13 protein-coding genes are annotated in these 15,869 nt (G+C 43.4%); 9 read left to right on the top strand and 4 right to left on the bottom strand.

All coding sequences use genetic code 11. The annotated features are described in order from the left end of the window. Nucleotides 1-2: 2 nt before the first annotated feature. The 6 genes from opp4B (at nt 3) to ACZ42C_RS08985 (ending at nt 7,115) form a co-directional block, all read left to right on the top strand. Nucleotides 3-965, top strand: a complete 963-nt coding sequence (gene opp4B / locus ACZ42C_RS09010) for an oligopeptide ABC transporter permease (protein ID WP_461181235.1) — start codon at nt 3-5, stop codon at nt 963-965. Between the two features lie 27 nt (nt 966-992). Then, nucleotides 993-1,901, top strand: a complete 909-nt coding sequence (locus ACZ42C_RS09005; RefSeq protein WP_461181236.1) for an ABC transporter permease — start codon at nt 993-995, stop codon at nt 1,899-1,901. A gap of 151 nt (nt 1,902-2,052) precedes the next feature. Beyond that, a complete protein-coding gene (locus ACZ42C_RS09000) occupies nt 2,053-3,969 on the top strand; it encodes an oligopeptide ABC transporter substrate-binding protein (protein ID WP_461181237.1) in 1,917 nt (638 codons plus the stop codon). A gap of 362 nt (nt 3,970-4,331) precedes the next feature. After that, complete coding sequence (locus ACZ42C_RS08995; protein WP_461181238.1) at nt 4,332-4,598, top strand: YciI family protein; 267 nt, start codon at nt 4,332-4,334, stop codon at nt 4,596-4,598. A gap of 35 nt (nt 4,599-4,633) precedes the next feature. Next, nucleotides 4,634-6,124, top strand: a complete 1,491-nt coding sequence (gene glpK / locus ACZ42C_RS08990) for a glycerol kinase GlpK (RefSeq protein ID WP_461181239.1) — start codon at nt 4,634-4,636, stop codon at nt 6,122-6,124. A 46-nt stretch (nt 6,125-6,170) separates the two neighbouring features. Continuing rightward, a complete protein-coding gene (locus tag ACZ42C_RS08985) occupies nt 6,171-7,115 on the top strand; it encodes a threonine ammonia-lyase (RefSeq protein ID WP_461181240.1) in 945 nt (314 codons plus the stop codon). A gap of 672 nt (nt 7,116-7,787) precedes the next feature. On the opposite strand, the gene ACZ42C_RS08980 is transcribed toward ACZ42C_RS08985, so the two are convergent. Next, the gene (locus ACZ42C_RS08980) at nt 7,788-8,237 is read right to left on the bottom strand and encodes an Lrp/AsnC family transcriptional regulator (RefSeq protein WP_461181241.1); all 450 of its coding nucleotides are present in this window, start codon (nt 8,235-8,237) and stop codon (nt 7,788-7,790) included. 182 nt (nt 8,238-8,419) lie between these two features. On the opposite strand from ACZ42C_RS08980, the gene ggt reads away from it, so the two are divergent. From ggt to ACZ42C_RS08965, 3 genes are all read left to right on the top strand, one after another. Continuing rightward, nucleotides 8,420-10,033: a gamma-glutamyltransferase gene (gene ggt / locus ACZ42C_RS08975; RefSeq protein WP_461181242.1), complete on the top strand. Its 1,614-nt coding sequence runs from the start codon at nt 8,420-8,422 to the stop codon at nt 10,031-10,033. A gap of 186 nt (nt 10,034-10,219) precedes the next feature. Then, complete coding sequence (locus ACZ42C_RS08970; RefSeq protein ID WP_461181243.1) at nt 10,220-10,786, top strand: chromate transporter; 567 nt, start codon at nt 10,220-10,222, stop codon at nt 10,784-10,786. Beyond that, entirely contained in the window at nt 10,786-11,313 is a 528-nt protein-coding gene (locus tag ACZ42C_RS08965) for a chromate transporter (RefSeq protein WP_461181267.1), read from the top strand. Before ACZ42C_RS08970 ends, ACZ42C_RS08965 begins: the two co-directional genes overlap by 1 nt. A gap of 604 nt (nt 11,314-11,917) precedes the next feature. Here ACZ42C_RS08965 and ACZ42C_RS08960 read toward each other — a convergent pair. The 3 genes from ACZ42C_RS08960 to ACZ42C_RS08950 form a co-directional block, all read right to left on the bottom strand. Beyond that, nucleotides 11,918-12,703: an HAD family hydrolase gene (locus tag ACZ42C_RS08960; protein ID WP_461181244.1), complete on the bottom strand. Its 786-nt coding sequence runs from the start codon at nt 12,701-12,703 to the stop codon at nt 11,918-11,920. 411 nt (nt 12,704-13,114) lie between these two features. Then, a complete protein-coding gene (locus ACZ42C_RS08955; RefSeq protein WP_461181245.1) occupies nt 13,115-14,467 on the bottom strand; it encodes a TldD/PmbA family protein in 1,353 nt (450 codons plus the stop codon). Nucleotides 14,468-14,469: 2 nt separating this feature from the next. Then, entirely contained in the window at nt 14,470-15,861 is a 1,392-nt protein-coding gene (locus ACZ42C_RS08950; protein WP_461181246.1) for a TldD/PmbA family protein, read from the bottom strand. Nucleotides 15,862-15,869: the final 8 nt, after the last annotated feature.

The raw sequence follows: 15,869 nt of genomic DNA, 5'->3' as shown, positions 1-15,869 counted from the left end.
ATATGTGGAAGTTTATTGTAAGAAGAATTTTTATAACATTTCCTCAAATAGTTGTTTTAAGTATATTGGTTTTTCTCATGGCGGAAATGATGCCCGGGGATGCGCTGACAGGGCTGATTGATCCGAACATTGACCCGGCTGCGATTGAAGCGCAGAGGGAAAGGTTGGGCTTAAATGATCCATGGCATATTAAATACGCTGATTGGGTAAGCGGGCTGGTTCAAGGAGACCTGGGGCAGTCCTTCAGATATAAAATGGATGTCAGTGCTTTGGTCTGGGATAGATTAGTTAATACATTCTGGCTTTCGGTGGCAGCGTTAATATTTACATATGCACTCGCACTTCCACTTGGGATCATAAGCGGACGATGGAATGATACCTGGGGAGACAGGTTAATAACAGGATATACATATGTTGGTTTTGCCGCACCATTATTTATTACGGCACTGGTCATGCTTTGGGTATTTGGTTTCCAGTTGGGCTGGTTCCCAACCGGAGGCAGTGTTGCACCAGGGCTGGAACCGGGGACATTTGATTATTTTGTCAGTAAAGTACAGCATTTATTATTGCCTGCATTTTCCATGGCAGTTATTACGACCGTCTCCACCGTTCAATATTTGCGAAGCGAGATCATTGATACGAAACAAAAGGATTTCATTATTACTGCCAGGGCCAAGGGTGCTCCTGAATCGCGGGTGTATAACCGCCATATTTTCAGGAATTCCCTCGTTCCGATTGCCGCCTTTTTTGGCTATGAAATCACCGGTTTAATCGGAGGATCTATTTTTGTTGAAAATATATACAGTTATCCGGGCATGGGGCAGTTGTTCCTTGAATCAGTGCTGCAGCGGGATTTCAGTACCGTAACAGCCGTCGTATTAATTTTTGGAATTGCGGCGATATTGGGTGCATTAATCTCCGATATTATATTAAGCATAGTGGATCCTCGTATACGGATTAAATAGAATTGAAAGACGCTGAGGTGAAATAAAATGGAAACGACCAAGGTAAATGCAGAGCTCCAAACACAGGATTCAACCAGCAGTCCTTCCGGGTTAAGGATATTGTGGCGGGAAATAATCAGGGATAAGATTGCATTAATATCGCTCATATTTCTAATTCTTATCAGTGCTTTTGTATTTGGTACTTCTATATTTCTTGATCAGGATGAAATAGTAACTGTTGATTTATTTGCGATTCATGAACCGCCGGGTGATGACTTTATATTGGGTACGGATTATGGCGGCCGTGATGTATTCGGGCAGCTGATCATTGGAACAAGAAATTCCTTATCTATCGGTATCCTTGTCACACTTATGGCAGGTTTTGCAGGAATATTAATTGGGCTGCTTTCAGGTTATTTTGGCGGCCATATCGATAATGCGTTAATGCGTGTGGTGGACTTCTTTATGGTACTGCCTACCTTAATGATTGTTATTGTATTTGTTACGATTACGCCGGATTACAGTATATGGGGATTCTCTATTATTATGGCTGCGTTTCTGTGGATGGGGGTTGCCAGGCTGATAAGATCCAAGGCATTAGCCGAGAGGGAACTTGATTATGTGCAGGCTTCCAAGACATTGGGTTCTTCCAATTTCAAAATTATGTTTACCCAAGTGCTGCCAAATTTAACTTCTATTATTATCGTAACGATGACATTGCAACTGGCAGCAAACATCGGGATTGAATCGGGCCTCTCTTTCCTTGGCTTTGGTTTTCCGGAGAGTACACCGAGCTTGGGAACTTTAATCAGTTATGCGACCAATCCGCAAACACTGGAATACAGATGGTGGATCTGGGTGCCGGCTGCTGTATTAATTCTTTTGTTGATGCTTGCGGTAAATAATGTCGGGCAGGCCTTGAAACGCGCTACCGACGCGAGACAACGCAGAGGTTAACTTTAAGGAGGTGAGGCAAAGGGGAAATTGTTATAATATTTTAATACCTGCATTGATAAGCTATAGTAATAGCGATATTAATGCTGAGTATAAACACCGGTCCCTGGAAGGACTGGCAAAAGAAAGGGAATAAAAAAGGGAGGTTAAATGAATGGGAAAGACAAAATGGTCTAGAGCGCTATTTGCGCTGCTGCTCGTATTGTTGCTTGCACTTGCTGCATGTAACGGGGGAGATGAGGAGGACGCGGATACCGGTACAGATGACGGGGCGGACTCCGAAGAGACAGAAGAAGCTACAGAGGAAGAAGATGACGGGGAAGATGCAGGAGAAGACGATGGATTATATTCCATTGAAGATTTTGATCAAATTAAAAACAATGAAGGAGAAGCCATTGATGGAGGTACACTGAATTTCGGTCTTGTATCTGATACACCATTTGAAGGTACATTAAACTTCGTTTTTTATTCCGGAAATCCCGATGCACAAATTCTTGAATGGTTTAATGACCCTTCATTATTAACCTGGGATGAAAACTATGTGTACACAAATGATGGGGCAGCAACGTATGAAGTAAATGATGAAGGAAATGTGTTTACATTTACGATTAGAGATAATGTGAACTGGCATGACGGAGAGCCGGTAACAGCGGAAGATTGGCTGTTTGCCCATGAAGTTATTGGACATCCGGATTATGACGGGCCGCGTTATGGTTCCGATTTTACGATTATTGAAGGTATGGAAGAATATAGAGCTCAATTCCTGGATGAGGACGGCGAGACGATTGATTTAGCAATAGAAGACGCGGAACCCATTTCCGGTATTGAAGTGATTGATGATAAAACATTGGAAATCACGTATAAACAAGCCAATCCATCTCTTTTGACAGGAACTGTCTGGACACATCCATTGGCTAAGCATATCTTTGGCGATATGGAAGTGGCCGATATGTCTTCCTCACCGGAAGTACGTGAAAACCCTATTGGGTATGGACCATTTAAAGTAGAAAGCATTGTGCCGGGTGAGTCTGTAACAATGAGTAAAAATGAAGACTACTGGAGAGGGGAACCAAACCTTGATGAAGTAGTTGTAAGAGTAATCGATCCAAGTGTAGTTGTTAATGAACTGGAGACCGGCGGTGTGGACACTGTTAGTTCCTTCCCGGTTGATCAATTCCCGGATAATGCTGATATGTCCAATGTGGAATATCTGGGCGTAATTGATCGTGCTTACACATATATCGGTTTTAAATTGGGAACGTGGGATGCCGATGCTGCTGAAGTAGCTACGGATCCAGATAAGAAAATGGCGGATCCGGCCCTGCGTCAAGCTATGTGGCATGCGGTGGATAATGACGCAGTCGGCGAGCGTTTCTATCATGGACTTCGCTGGAATGCGACAACACTTATTCCGCCATCCCATCCGGAATTTCATGATGAAACAAATCCGGGAAGGACCTATGACCCTGATGAAGCAAATCGTCTTTTGGATGAAGCAGGATATGAAGATGTAGATGGAGACGGGTTCCGTGAAGATCCGGATGGAGAAGAGCTTGTGATTAACTTTGCTTCCATGTCCGGTGGAGATACGGCAGAACCATTGGCACAATATTACATTCAATCATGGGCAGAGGTTGGTTTAAATGTTCAGCTTATTGATGGGCGTTTGCTTGAGTTTAACCAATTTTACGATCGTGTAGGGGAAAGCGGAGATGATGACCCTGAAATTGATATTTACCAGGGTGCCTGGAGTGTAGGTATCGATGTTGATCCTAGAGGTCTGTATGGAAGAGACGCTATCTTCAACTTCTCCCGCTACTCCAGCGACAGAAATGACGAATTGTTGGAAGAAGCGGTATCTGAAGAGGCATTCGATGTAGAATATCGTCAGCAAGTTTATAATGAGTGGCAAGAGTTTATGGTAGAAGAAGTACCAGTATTCCCTACGGTATACCGTGCTGAATTGGTACCTGTTAACAACCGGGTTCACAATTACTATATCGGTGACGGAACAGGCATGTACCGCTGGGAAATTGCTGTAACGGAAGAAGAAGCACCTGCAGCTGATTAATTAATGAAGCAAAAAAAAGACCCGCCATTTTCGGATGGCAGGTCTTTTTTGCTATTAAGGCAGTCGGTGAATATGCTCAATATATGGTTAGTGAGGATATATATTTTTTCAAAACATTTATCTCCATGGTCGCCTCCCAAATTGGTACCATAGGAATCTTTTTGATATTTTGGAACTATTGCGGATCCTGTTTTTTATAAAAGGATTGAAAAGATATGATTAATGGCTGTTGCTGTATTCAGGAGTTCAACAAGTGTGCGCCAACAGGAGATTAGCTCGACTTTCTATAGGTTTTTTTAAAATGTACAAGATCTTGTGGAATGATATAATGGAGTCAAATTAGCTGAAAAGAGGGACAGAAAATGAAGTATTTTGCAGTATTTCTGCCAATGGCCGATGAAGAAAAAAGCCAAAAATGGAGGCCGGATCATCTCGATTATTTAAAACAAAAAGCAGAAGAGGGAAAGGTTTTTGCCAAAGGCAGGTTTACGGATGGTGCCGGCGGTCTGGTGATTTATAAAAGTGAGAGCCTGGCTGCAGTGGAAGCATTGGTGGAAAAGGATCCTTATGTTATTCATGGTGCCAGAACCTATGAAATTCATGAATGGGATATGACTTTGAGTGAATAATCCTGGAGTACAGATGAAAAACAGGGGGGAATTTGATGAGTAAATATATTTTATCCATTGATCAGGGGACAACAAGTTCCAGAGCCATTCTTTTTAATCATGACGGGGAAATTGTTGAAACGGCGCAAAGAGAGTTTGAACAGTTTTTTCCAAATCCGGGCTGGGTGGAGCATGATGCGGAGGAGATTTGGACCTCGGTTTTAAGTTGTATTGCTGATGTATTGAGGAAAGCGGATATCTCGCCGCAACAGGTAGCGGGAATCGGCATCACGAACCAGCGGGAAACAACGGTGGTGTGGGATAAAAATACAGGGAAACCAGTATATAAAGCGATTGTCTGGCAATCCCGGCAAACGGACCCTATTTGCAAAGATCTGATTGAAGCCGGCTATAACGATATTTTCAAGAAAAAGACAGGGCTGCTGCTGGACCCTTATTTCTCCGGAACAAAGGTGAAATGGATCCTGGACAATGTGGATGGTGCGAGGGAAAAAGCGGAAAAGGGAGAATTGTTATTTGGAACAATTGATACCTGGCTCGTACATAAACTCACCGGGGGAGAAACACATATTACCGATTACTCCAATGCCTCCCGTACATTGATGTTTAATATTTACGATTTGCAGTGGGATGACGAGCTGCTGGATATTTTACAAGTACCTAAATCGATGCTGCCTGATGTCCGTCCGTCATCAGAAATTTACGGAAAAACGGTCAGCTACCATTTCTTTGGAGAGGAAGTACCCATCGCCGGCATTGCGGGTGACCAGCAGGCGGCATTATTTGGGCAGGCTTGCTTTGAAGAAGGAATGGCAAAAAATACGTACGGTACCGGCTGCTTTATGCTGATGAATACAGGAGAAAAAGGAGTCACTTCAGATCATGGGTTATTGACAACGCTTGCCTGGGGCATTGACGGAAAAGTGGAGTATGCCCTGGAAGGTAGTATTTTTATTGCGGGTTCTGCGGTTCAATGGCTGAGAGATGGGTTGAAGATGATTGAGGATGCGCCGCAAAGTGAATATTTTGCCACACAAGTGGATTCCACAGATGGCGTTTATATGGTGCCTGCGTTTGTTGGGCTTGGCACCCCTTACTGGGATAGTGATGCAAGAGGGGCTGTATTTGGTCTTACCCGCGGGACGACGAAAGAGCATTTTATTAGAGCAACCCTCGAATCGCTTGCATATCAGACGAAGGATATGCTGGATGCCATGACAGCGGACGCCGGCATGAATGTGAAGACATTGCGTGTGGACGGTGGAGCCGTTAAAAATAACTTCCTCATGCAATTTCAAAGTGATATGATCGGCGTGCCGGTTGAGCGTTCTGCCATTCAGGAAACAACTGCCCTTGGCTCAGCCTATTTGGCAGGGTTGGCAGTAGGTTTTTGGAAGGACAAGGAAGAAATATCCAGGCAATGGAAAAATGAGCGCATATTTCAGGCGGAGATGGATGAACATAAGCGGAAAGAACTGTATACCGGCTGGAAAAAAGCAGTGGAAGCTACTCGGGTGTTTAAATAATGATGAAGAGCTGCTTTTATAAAACACAGGAAGCGGGGGATATAGGATGGTAACCATAGAGGATATCCAAAAAGCACATGTGGTCATTGCCGATACGATTAATGAAACGCCCATATTATCTTCCACCCAGCTTTCGGGACTGGCAGGCAACCGGATGTTTTTTAAGGGAGAGCATTTGCAGCGGACCGGGGCATTTAAAATCAGAGGTGCGACAAATAAAGTAAAACAGGTAGTGAACGAGGGAGCAACATATGTTACCGCTGCTTCCTCCGGCAACCATGGGCAGGCTGTTGCCTATATTGCAAATCAACTGGGGATTAATGCCACAATTGTGATTCCTGAGGATGCTACCGAGAGCAAAGTGAATGCAATTCAGGCATATAATGGTGAAATCGAGAAATGTGGCACCACTTCTGCAGAAAGATTGCCACGTGCTGAAGAATTGGCGGAGGAGCATAACGGTGTTTATATCCCACCATATGATGACCCTTGGATTATTGCCGGACAGGGAACCGTCGGGCTGGAAATTTTGCAGCAGTTGGATGATGTTGATGTGGTCGTTGTACCGATTGGAGGCGGGGGACTTATTTCGGGGATTTTGACGGCGATTAAGGAAACAAAACCCGCTGTACGCGTAGTAGGTGTAGAGCCGGAAAGTGCAAACGATACCTTATTATCCTGGCAGAAAGGGGAAGTTGTGCAAATTCGGGAAACGAAGACGATGGCAGACGGCTTACGGACAAGTGAACCGGGCTCCATGACTTTTCCGATTGTACAAAAATATGTGGATGATATCGTAACTGTCAGTGAGGATGAAATCCGGCAGGCATTGTTCTTTGTACTGGAGAGAATGAAACAGCTGATTGAGCCATCCAGTGCTGTTGCAGTTGCAGCCGCTATGTTTGGAAAGCTGGGAGTAAAGGATAAAAATGTGGTGTGTGTTCTATCCGGCGGGAATGTGGATGTGCGGAAGCTGGGAGAATTGGTTTAACTGACGTGGTAAGGAATTGAGTGTGAATACATTGGAAAAGCCTCGCTTAGTATTAAAGCGTTGATACTGCAATAAATATAAAGTGTACAAAATTTTTATTCGTGGTATAATAAACATAGAAAACGCATCAAGGCATATAATAATAAAGACCGCCCATGCGGTAACATGGAGCGGCCGCAACAGACCGAACCCCGTCAAGAGGGGTAGGCAGCTTGGGGAAATAATCCCTCACTAACCTGCTAAAGTGCATGAGGGATTATTTTTTATGGTTATGATCAGAAACGATAAACGCCACTAACATACCGAAGGAAATCATAAGCGTCAGCGCACTGACAATGTCCATAGGCAAACACCTCCCTCCCCGGGAAGTCTCCCACCGAAGACTACCGACGAGCGACAGCGCTGCCAAACCCCTCATGCGAAGCCAGTCTATTGTACTTTTATTATAGCATAATTAACTCCAATTCTTTTTAAAATTCCAATTTTTTATTATAATTATTTTTTGATTCCAATGAATCTGAATGTTTATCTGAAGCTTCTTTAACCCCACTCAGCTCCTGTGTTTGCAATCATGATCATACATAAAATCAGTATGGCTCCTTCTAAATGTCTATATCGGTTACCACTATCCCTAAAAATTTTTTGACAAAGCTCCAAGACTGCAGGCAGACTTTAAAGCTTATAACCCGTCCGGCTTTTAAACCGCTTCAATATAACAGAACTTTCCACCCTGGTAATCCCTTCCACTGAATAAAGTTCATCATTAATAAAGGCTTCAAGCTTAGTAAAATCTTCCACGAGTACATGGGTGTGCAGCGTACTTGGTCCCGTCATTTGATAAATGCTGGCCACATTTGGATTGTCAGCAAGGTTCTGGGCTACTTCCTGCAGCATCATTGGTTCTACATCAACTTCAAAGAAAGCAGATACTTTCTTGCCGATCTTCTCCGAATTAATTACCACACTGAATTTTTCAATGATCCCCTTCTCTTTTAAACTTTGAATCCTGTCCTTCACAGCAACACGTGATAATCCCACTTTTTCTGCTAGCTCCACGTAGGATAGTCTGCCATCTTCTGTTAATTCTTCGAGCAGTTTTTTATCTACATTATCAAATTTCATATACTATTATCTCCTATTCGTAGTTTATATTTCTTGAAAAATGCATTAAGTAAGCAATAATTACTTGTGAACGATAAAATGTAAGTATGTTTATTTTATCACTTTACTCTTGTGTTGACAAAATGCTGATTTTTTTGTACCATATGAAATAATTCAGAAAATATATGTAAGGAGTGTGTCTAATGAACTTTCTAAAAAATCAATCCTACCCTTATTCTAATACAAGGCATGCTACATATGCAAAAAATGGAATGGTGTCAACTTCCCAACCTCTGGCATCCCAGGCAGGGCTGGAAATTTTAAAAAAAGGCGGCAATGCGATTGATGCTGCTATCGCTACAGCGGCTTGTCTGACCGTGGTGGAACCTACATCAAATGGTATTGGCGGAGATGCGTTTGCACTTGTTTGGACGAAGGGAAAACTGCATGGGTTAAACGCCAGCGGCAGGTCACCAAAAGGGATATCCATTGAGGCGGTAAAAGAGAAAGGATATGAGGAAATCCCGACATATGGGTGGATCCCGGTTACTGTACCCGGCGCGCCGGGGGCGTGGGCGGAGCTTTCTGAAAAATTCGGTAAGCTGCCATTGACGGAAGTATTACAGCCGGCAATTACATATGCGGAGGAAGGCTATCCTGTCTCACCGACACTTGGTAAATTTTGGGATAAAGCTTATCGGAATTTTAAAGAGAAATTAACTGATGCACAATTCGAAAACTGGTTTAAAACCTTTGCTCCTGAAGGCAGGGCGCCACGAGCAGGCGAAGTATGGTCTTCCCGGGAGCATGCAAATACATTGCGTGAAATTGCTGAAACGAATGCGAAATCATTTTACGAAGGTAATTTGGCTGATAAAATTGATGCATTTTCCAGGGAGCATGGCGGATTTTTGCGAAAAGAAGATTTGGCAGCTTATCAAGCGGACTGGGTTGATCCAATTCATGTCAATTACCGCGGGTATGATGTTTGGGAAATTCCTCCGAACGGACAGGGAATTGCAGCGCTTGAGGCGCTCAATATTTTAAAAGGCTTTGATTTCCCGGATAAAGAATCTGTCCATACGTATCATAAACAAATTGAAGCTATGAAACTGGCATTTGCTGATGCGGAAAAACATGTGACGGAAGAAAAGCATATGCGTCATACAGTGGATGACATACTCAGTGATGCGTACGGAGAAACCAGAAGAAAGCTTATTACGGATACGGCATTGACTCCGGAAGCTGGGGAACCGTCAGCCGGAGGAACGGTTTATCTGGCAGCCGCGGACAATGAGGGCAATATGGTGTCGTTTATCCAGAGTAACTATATGGGCTTTGGCTCCGGCTTAGTTGTACCGGGCACAGGTATTGCGCTGCAAAACCGCGGGCATAACTTCTCAATGGATCCAAATCATGTAAATGCATTGAGTGGAGGAAAAAGAACGTATCATACGATCATCCCGGGATTTTTGACGAAAGGGAACCAGCCTGTGGGTCCTTTTGGGGTGATGGGTGGATTCATGCAGCCGCAGGGACATATGCAGGTCATCATGAATACAGTGGACTTTGGATTGAATCCGCAGGCAGCTTTAGATGCACCGAGATGGCAATGGAAGAAAGATAAACGAGTGGACGTGGAAAACCGTTTTCCTCATCATCTGGCACAGGGGCTTTCGGCAAAAGGCCATGACATTCAAATTGCGCTGGAACCAAATGAATTCGGGCGTGGCCAGATCATTTGGAGAGATCCGCAAAGTGGCGTGCTTGTAGGTGGCACTGAGTCAAGAACAGATGGAACGGTAGCTGCCTGGTAAATGAACAGGTTTTGTGAATAACTGGCTAAAATGGTCGCTTCACTCAGCGTGGAGCGATCTCTCTCTTATAAAGGACTTTCATGTAACCAATTTGGTTAGGTGAGCAAAACGAAATGCAAGTTAAAGGAGGAGGGAAGGTCGCATTCCTCACCACGCTTACAAGCAGGGGTTTCCAGCGACCGTGTTATGAAAAAACACTGGTATATTTTCCTCGCTTTTTTTCGGGTTGGCATGCTCGGATATGGCGGGGGACCGAGTTCCATCCCGCTCGTTCATAAAGAAGTTGTTGATAAATACAAGTGGATGGATGATGAAGAATTTGGAGATATATTAGCCCTTGGAAATGCACTTCCGGGTCCGATTGCAACAAAAATGGCAGGGTATATCGGCTACCGTGTTTCCGGGATCATGGGCATGCTGAACGCGCTTTTATCTTCTATTTTGCCAACGATCATTTTGATGATTATTTTGCTTACGACACTATCGAATTTCAGGGAATTTGATTGGGTGCAGGGAATGACAGCAGCAGTATTGCCTGTCGTAGGTATGATGATGGCCGTGTTAACCTGGCAGTTTTTTGAAAAAGCAGGAAAAGGTATGGGCTGGACTACCACAATTATTGTTTGTGCTGTTGTTTTTGTGTTACTTCAATTATTAGGCGTTCATCCCGGTATTTTGATTGCTGCATTCATCATTTTTGCTTTCATTAAAAAAGATAAAAAGTCACCTGAGAAAGAAGGTGATGGTGCATGATGAAATATTGGGAAATATTTCAAGCGTTTTTTATTCCCGGTATTCTTGGGTATGGTGGAGGACCTGCCTCGATCCCGCTCATCGAGAATGAAGTTGTGATCCGTTTTGAATGGATGACAGTTCAGGAGTTCAGTGAGGTTTTGGCACTGGGGAATGCGCTGCCCGGCCCGATTGCAACGAAAATGGCTGGCTATATTGGTTATGAAGTGGGTGGCGTGCTGGGCGCGGCCGTTGGTGTGTTTGCTACTGTAGCACCTTCGCTTATATTAATGATTGGACTATTAAGTATTCTATTAAAATACAAAGATTCCCCGAAGGTCAAAAGATTAACATTATACGTGCGGCCGATTATCGCCATTCTGCTCGGCTTAATGGCGTGGCGTTTCTTCTTTGAATCCTATGAAGGCATCGGTATCTGGCAGACCGTGATATTGACCGTTATCAGTTACTTACTGATTGAAAGGGTCAAGGTTCATCCTGCCTACATTATTGCCGGCGCATTGGTATATGGTGGATTCTTTCTGTAAAGTAAGAATAGCGTTGGAGAAAGCCTGTATCACCATTGGTGTTACAGGCTTTTTGAGATGTTTCAGAGCTTATACCAAAGACGATATTGAGTGAAAACGCTCAAACCCCCGGTTATTCGCTCATAATGCGTGAAAAAACGCTCAAACCTTCAGGTATTCGCTCATACTGCGTGAAAAAACGCTCAAAACCCCAAGTGTTCGCTCATATCTAGTGAGAAGCGCTCAAATCCCCAGGTGTTCGCTCATACCTAGTGAAAAGCGCTCATATCTTCAAGTATTCGCTCATACTGCGTGAAAAAACGCTCAAAACCCCAAGTATTCGCCCATATCTAATGAAAAACGCTCAAAACCCCAAGTATTCGCCCATACCTAGTGAAAAGCGCTCAAATCCTCATGTATTCGCTCATATATTGTAAATTTAAGAGTGTGCTGATCTCCGTGATTCAGGCCTTCAAACATAGGGTGAAGGACATTTATAATGGATATTTACAATTAAAAGTCCATTATAAGCTAGCTGACGGCCATAAACATAAGACCTCTGCTCGCTGACCTCATCAACCACGCTTGCTTCACATAGTCAGAAATTCTCGTTACTTTTATATCTCTATTTCACTAATCCAAGCTGCTGCAATCCATTGTAAATTCCTGATTCATCCACCGAAGTTGTTTTATGCTTGGCATAACGAAAAAGAGAAGGGTGGGCATTTTCCATGGCAAAGCTTTCACCGACTGCACCCAGCATTTCTTTGTCATTCATTCCGTCACCGAATGCGATAGCCTGCCCCTTTTCAATGCCCATCTGCTTCAGAATGTTTTCGACAGCGATTCCCTTATTTACATTTTTTCTAATGATATCAAAGTTGTTGTCCATACCGTATACATTCACAGGGGAGAGGTGGACATCCGATCTAAACTCGTATAGCGTTTCTTCGGATTTCTGCAAATTCATGACAGTGGCACCAAGAATGGAATCAATGACATCGTTGGTTAATTTGTCGTTTTTCACCAGGTTAAATGCCTGGATAAATTTTTTAACATCCGGATTTGATAAGGAAGTAAAATAATTTTTCCCGCTTGTGTAACAGACCAATTCATGCCCTTTTTCTTCGGCAATATTTAAAAATTCCTCCATAACGGAAGTGTCCATTGGTTCATCTACAATGGTTTCATTTTGATAAACAGCATAGGCACCGTTATAGCCGATAAAGGACTCTATCTGAAGTTCAGCTGCAAGATCCTTTACTTCATGCAGCGGCCGTCCCGTTGCCAGGAAAACTTCAATATCCTGTTCTTTTAGCTGCAGAATGGCATCTTTTGTTGATTCGGTATAAGTGTGATCCGGTTTTAATATAGTTCCGTCTATATCAAGAAAAATGGCTCGGTAATTCATGGTGATCTCCTTTTTTAATATAGTATATCACCATCTTATCATAGATACATACTTACAGCAGGTTCCTTTGTGTGTACAACTGCAGTTACAGAGTTGGGATGGCGTTATGGTGGAGGAGTATTAATGTAGGTGGAAGGATAGTATATTTCTGAGACAAGGAGAAGGAGACGCTCAGTGGTATAGTGAAAAACTGGAGAGAAATAATGAGGGCTGATAAGATTGCTGAACTGAACTCTGCATTTACCATTGGTTTGTCCGCAAATACAGCCAGTACATAAAAAAGACGGGGGAGCAGCCCCGCCGTCTTTTTTACCTGGACGGGGAGCGTGATCCCCCTTTCCCCGTGCAAGGCCCCGGATTGTAGGGCTCCGCTAAATGCTAACCCCACCGTTATGACCTGCCCCTATGTCCCTAGTCCACTGCGATGGATAGGCTTTTGATTTTTAGGGATGGGGAGCCTATATTGCCTGCCATGCTCATTGGTGTAAATTTCAGGTCATCTCCTACTTGTTCCACACTTTTTAGCAGTTCAAAGAAGTTGCCTGCGACCGTCATCAGCTTGGTGGGACCGACAATTTTGCCATCCATTACATAGTAGCCATTGGCTGCAAGGGAGAAATCGCCGGAGACCGCACTCGCACCTGAATGCAAACCGGCCAGGTTAGTAATAATGATTCCTTCATCCAAATCCTCGTACAATTGCTCGTAGGAAGTTTTTCCTGGTTCGATGAAAAGGTTGGACGGGCTAATGCTAATGGTGTCCTTATGGGATGGTTTGTATCCATGTCCCGTGGAAGCAATACCGTCTTTTTTAGCTGTTTTCAAGTTATGGAAAAAAGTTTTCAGTCTGCCTGCATTGACAATAGCTGTCTTTCTCGTGGAAACTCCATCTGAATCAAACGTACGGCTTTCAATGCTTTCCTTCATAAATGGATCATCAGTCAGCGTAACAAGTTCGGAAGCTATTGTTTCGCCAAGTTTTCCTTTTAACAGTGATTGCCCCTGTTGTACTGACTCTGCAGAAAAGGAAGAAGTGAATACATCCAGCAGGGAAGCAGCTGCCACATTTTCAAAGATAACAGGGTAACTTTTCGTTTCATACGTTTTGCCGCCTAAATAACTAAGTGCTTTTTCCACGGCTTTTTTTGCAAAGTCATCTGCGTCCAGTGATTGGAAATCCTGTGTGTTCTCCATATGATAATCGGATTTAATTTCTTCGTTTTCTTTGACGGACACTGAAAAAATAACCATGACAAGATTTTTCTTATCCTTCAGGGATAGTCCTTTACTATTAAATATTGCTTTTTCTACGGTAATGTCCTTTATTCCAGCCGTCCCTGTCTGCACCACCCGGTTGTCATAAGCATATATTTTTTTCTCAATTTCCTTTAACAATGCAATTTTTTCCTCTGTTGCCACTTTTTCGAGAGAGGGGGCGTAAAAGTCAATATCTTCATAGTGGTCATCACCGGCATATATTTCTTCCGGCTCACCTTCTATTAATGCAGCGTTCTCCTTTAAACTATTTAACAAAAACGGTATGGATTCATCATCCAGCTTTTCTGTATAGGCATAGCCCATTTTATTTTCTGATAGACCACGAACAGAGACACCGTTTACCGTAGAAGATGTATAATCATCTATTTCCCCTTTGAAAATTTCACAGGAGAATAGATCTTCTTTTTCATAGTAGAGCTCCAAATCGGAAATTCCCATTTTTTTAGCTTCTGTAAAAAGTTTGTCTCGAAAATTATTTAACTCCATGACTATGCCTCCCTTCCGCCAACAGTGATTTCGGATACACGCAGCATTGGCTGGCCAACATTGACAGGAACCATACCACTGGATGCACCACACATGCCGGCGCCATGTCCAAGGTTATTTCCAACCATATCTACTTTTTGAATCGTTTCCGCACCATTGCCGATCAGCGTGGCACCACGCAATGGCTTGTCAATTTTGCCGTCCTTTACCAAGTAGGCTTCCAAAGCTGCAAAATTATAATCTGCGGTTACAGGATCTACTGAGCCGCCGCCCATGTATTTTGCATAGATACCGTATTCCGTATTGGCTATAATTTCTTCGGGTGTAGATTCGCCGGGCGCAATATACGTGTTGGTCATCCGGGAAGTGGGAGCAAACTTATAGGATTCCCTTCTGCTGGAACCGGTTGGTTCGGCATTCATCCTCCTGCCGTTCAATTTATCAATTAAATACCCTTTTAAAACACCATCTTCTATAAGGACATTTTTCCTTGCTTTTTCTCCTTCATCATCCATGTTAATGGAACCCCATTCATTCTTCAGGGTGCCGTCATCTATGTAGGTAACGAGGTCTGAAGCTACTTTTTCTCCTTCTTTATTGGCGAAAACGGAATTATTTTTAGCAACTGCTGCAGCTTCCAAGCCGTGCCCGCAGGCTTCATGAAAAATTACGCCGCCAAATTCATTATCAATCACCACGGGATATTTGCCGCTCGGTGCAGGGTCAGCATGCAGCATGGTTACTGCCATCCGGGCTGCTTCTTTTGCGTAATGATCCAAATCCATTCCTTCCAAAAATTCAAACCCCTGCAATGCGCCGGGTCCATAAAACCCGGTTTGCATATCGGTTCCGCTGCTGGCGATGGCCATGTTGGCAAGGCGGGTCCGGATTCTTTGATCCTCGATAAAGGTGCCTTCCGAGTTGGCAACTAAAACATTTTGTTCCTCATCCAACAGCCGGATGACGGCTTGTGAAATAGCCGGGTCATAATTCGTAATGATGTCGTTTGCTTTTTTTAGTACATTTAATTTACGTGTTTTTTCCACTGCATTTGGTGCAAATGTAATAGGATGGCTTGTCTCTGCGACCCTTTTTTCTGCAGGAAGTACAATATTCCTTTCCTTTTTTTCACTTTGAATTGCTTTCGCGGCAGTGTTTGCCGCTTTCATAAGACCTTCTCTGGAAAAATCATTCGTATAGGCATAAACACTTTGCAATCCTTTAAAAATACGAATGCCGACACCAAAATCCCGGCCTGAAATACTCTTTTCCAGCCGGTTGCTCTGATAGGTCATGTTGTTCGTGTATCTGTCTTCTACAAATACTTCGGAAAAATCACCGCCGGTAACTAAAGCGGCAGATAAAACGTCCTCAACAAGTGACTTATTTAACATCATTTACC

The organism is Virgibacillus kimchii (assembly GCF_055379185.1).
Note: the sequence above shows the minus strand (reverse complement) of the source record. Positions and strands in the feature narration are given on the sequence as shown.

What these genes read in the sequence shown, in the direction of transcription:
- opp4B (WP_461181235.1), top strand. Translation starts at nt 3, where the DNA reads ATGTGGAAGTTTATTGTAAGAAGAATTTTTATAACATTTCCTCAAATA.
- ACZ42C_RS09005 (WP_461181236.1), top strand. Translation starts at nt 993, where the DNA reads ATGGAAACGACCAAGGTAAATGCAGAGCTCCAAACACAGGATTCAACC.
- ACZ42C_RS09000 (WP_461181237.1), top strand. Translation starts at nt 2,053, where the DNA reads ATGGGAAAGACAAAATGGTCTAGAGCGCTATTTGCGCTGCTGCTCGTA.
- ACZ42C_RS08995 (WP_461181238.1), top strand. Translation starts at nt 4,332, where the DNA reads ATGAAGTATTTTGCAGTATTTCTGCCAATGGCCGATGAAGAAAAAAGC.
- glpK (WP_461181239.1), top strand. Translation starts at nt 4,634, where the DNA reads ATGAGTAAATATATTTTATCCATTGATCAGGGGACAACAAGTTCCAGA.
- ACZ42C_RS08985 (WP_461181240.1), top strand. Translation starts at nt 6,171, where the DNA reads ATGGTAACCATAGAGGATATCCAAAAAGCACATGTGGTCATTGCCGAT.
- ACZ42C_RS08980 (WP_461181241.1), bottom strand. Translation starts at nt 8,237, where the DNA reads ATGAAATTTGATAATGTAGATAAAAAACTGCTCGAAGAATTAACAGAA.
- ggt (WP_461181242.1), top strand. Translation starts at nt 8,420, where the DNA reads ATGAACTTTCTAAAAAATCAATCCTACCCTTATTCTAATACAAGGCAT.
- ACZ42C_RS08970 (WP_461181243.1), top strand. Translation starts at nt 10,220, where the DNA reads ATGAAAAAACACTGGTATATTTTCCTCGCTTTTTTTCGGGTTGGCATG.
- ACZ42C_RS08965 (WP_461181267.1), top strand. Translation starts at nt 10,786, where the DNA reads ATGAAATATTGGGAAATATTTCAAGCGTTTTTTATTCCCGGTATTCTT.
- ACZ42C_RS08960 (WP_461181244.1), bottom strand. Translation starts at nt 12,703, where the DNA reads ATGAATTACCGAGCCATTTTTCTTGATATAGACGGAACTATATTAAAA.
- ACZ42C_RS08955 (WP_461181245.1), bottom strand. Translation starts at nt 14,467, where the DNA reads ATGGAGTTAAATAATTTTCGAGACAAACTTTTTACAGAAGCTAAAAAA.
- ACZ42C_RS08950 (WP_461181246.1), bottom strand. Translation starts at nt 15,861, where the DNA reads ATGTTAAATAAGTCACTTGTTGAGGACGTTTTATCTGCCGCTTTAGTT.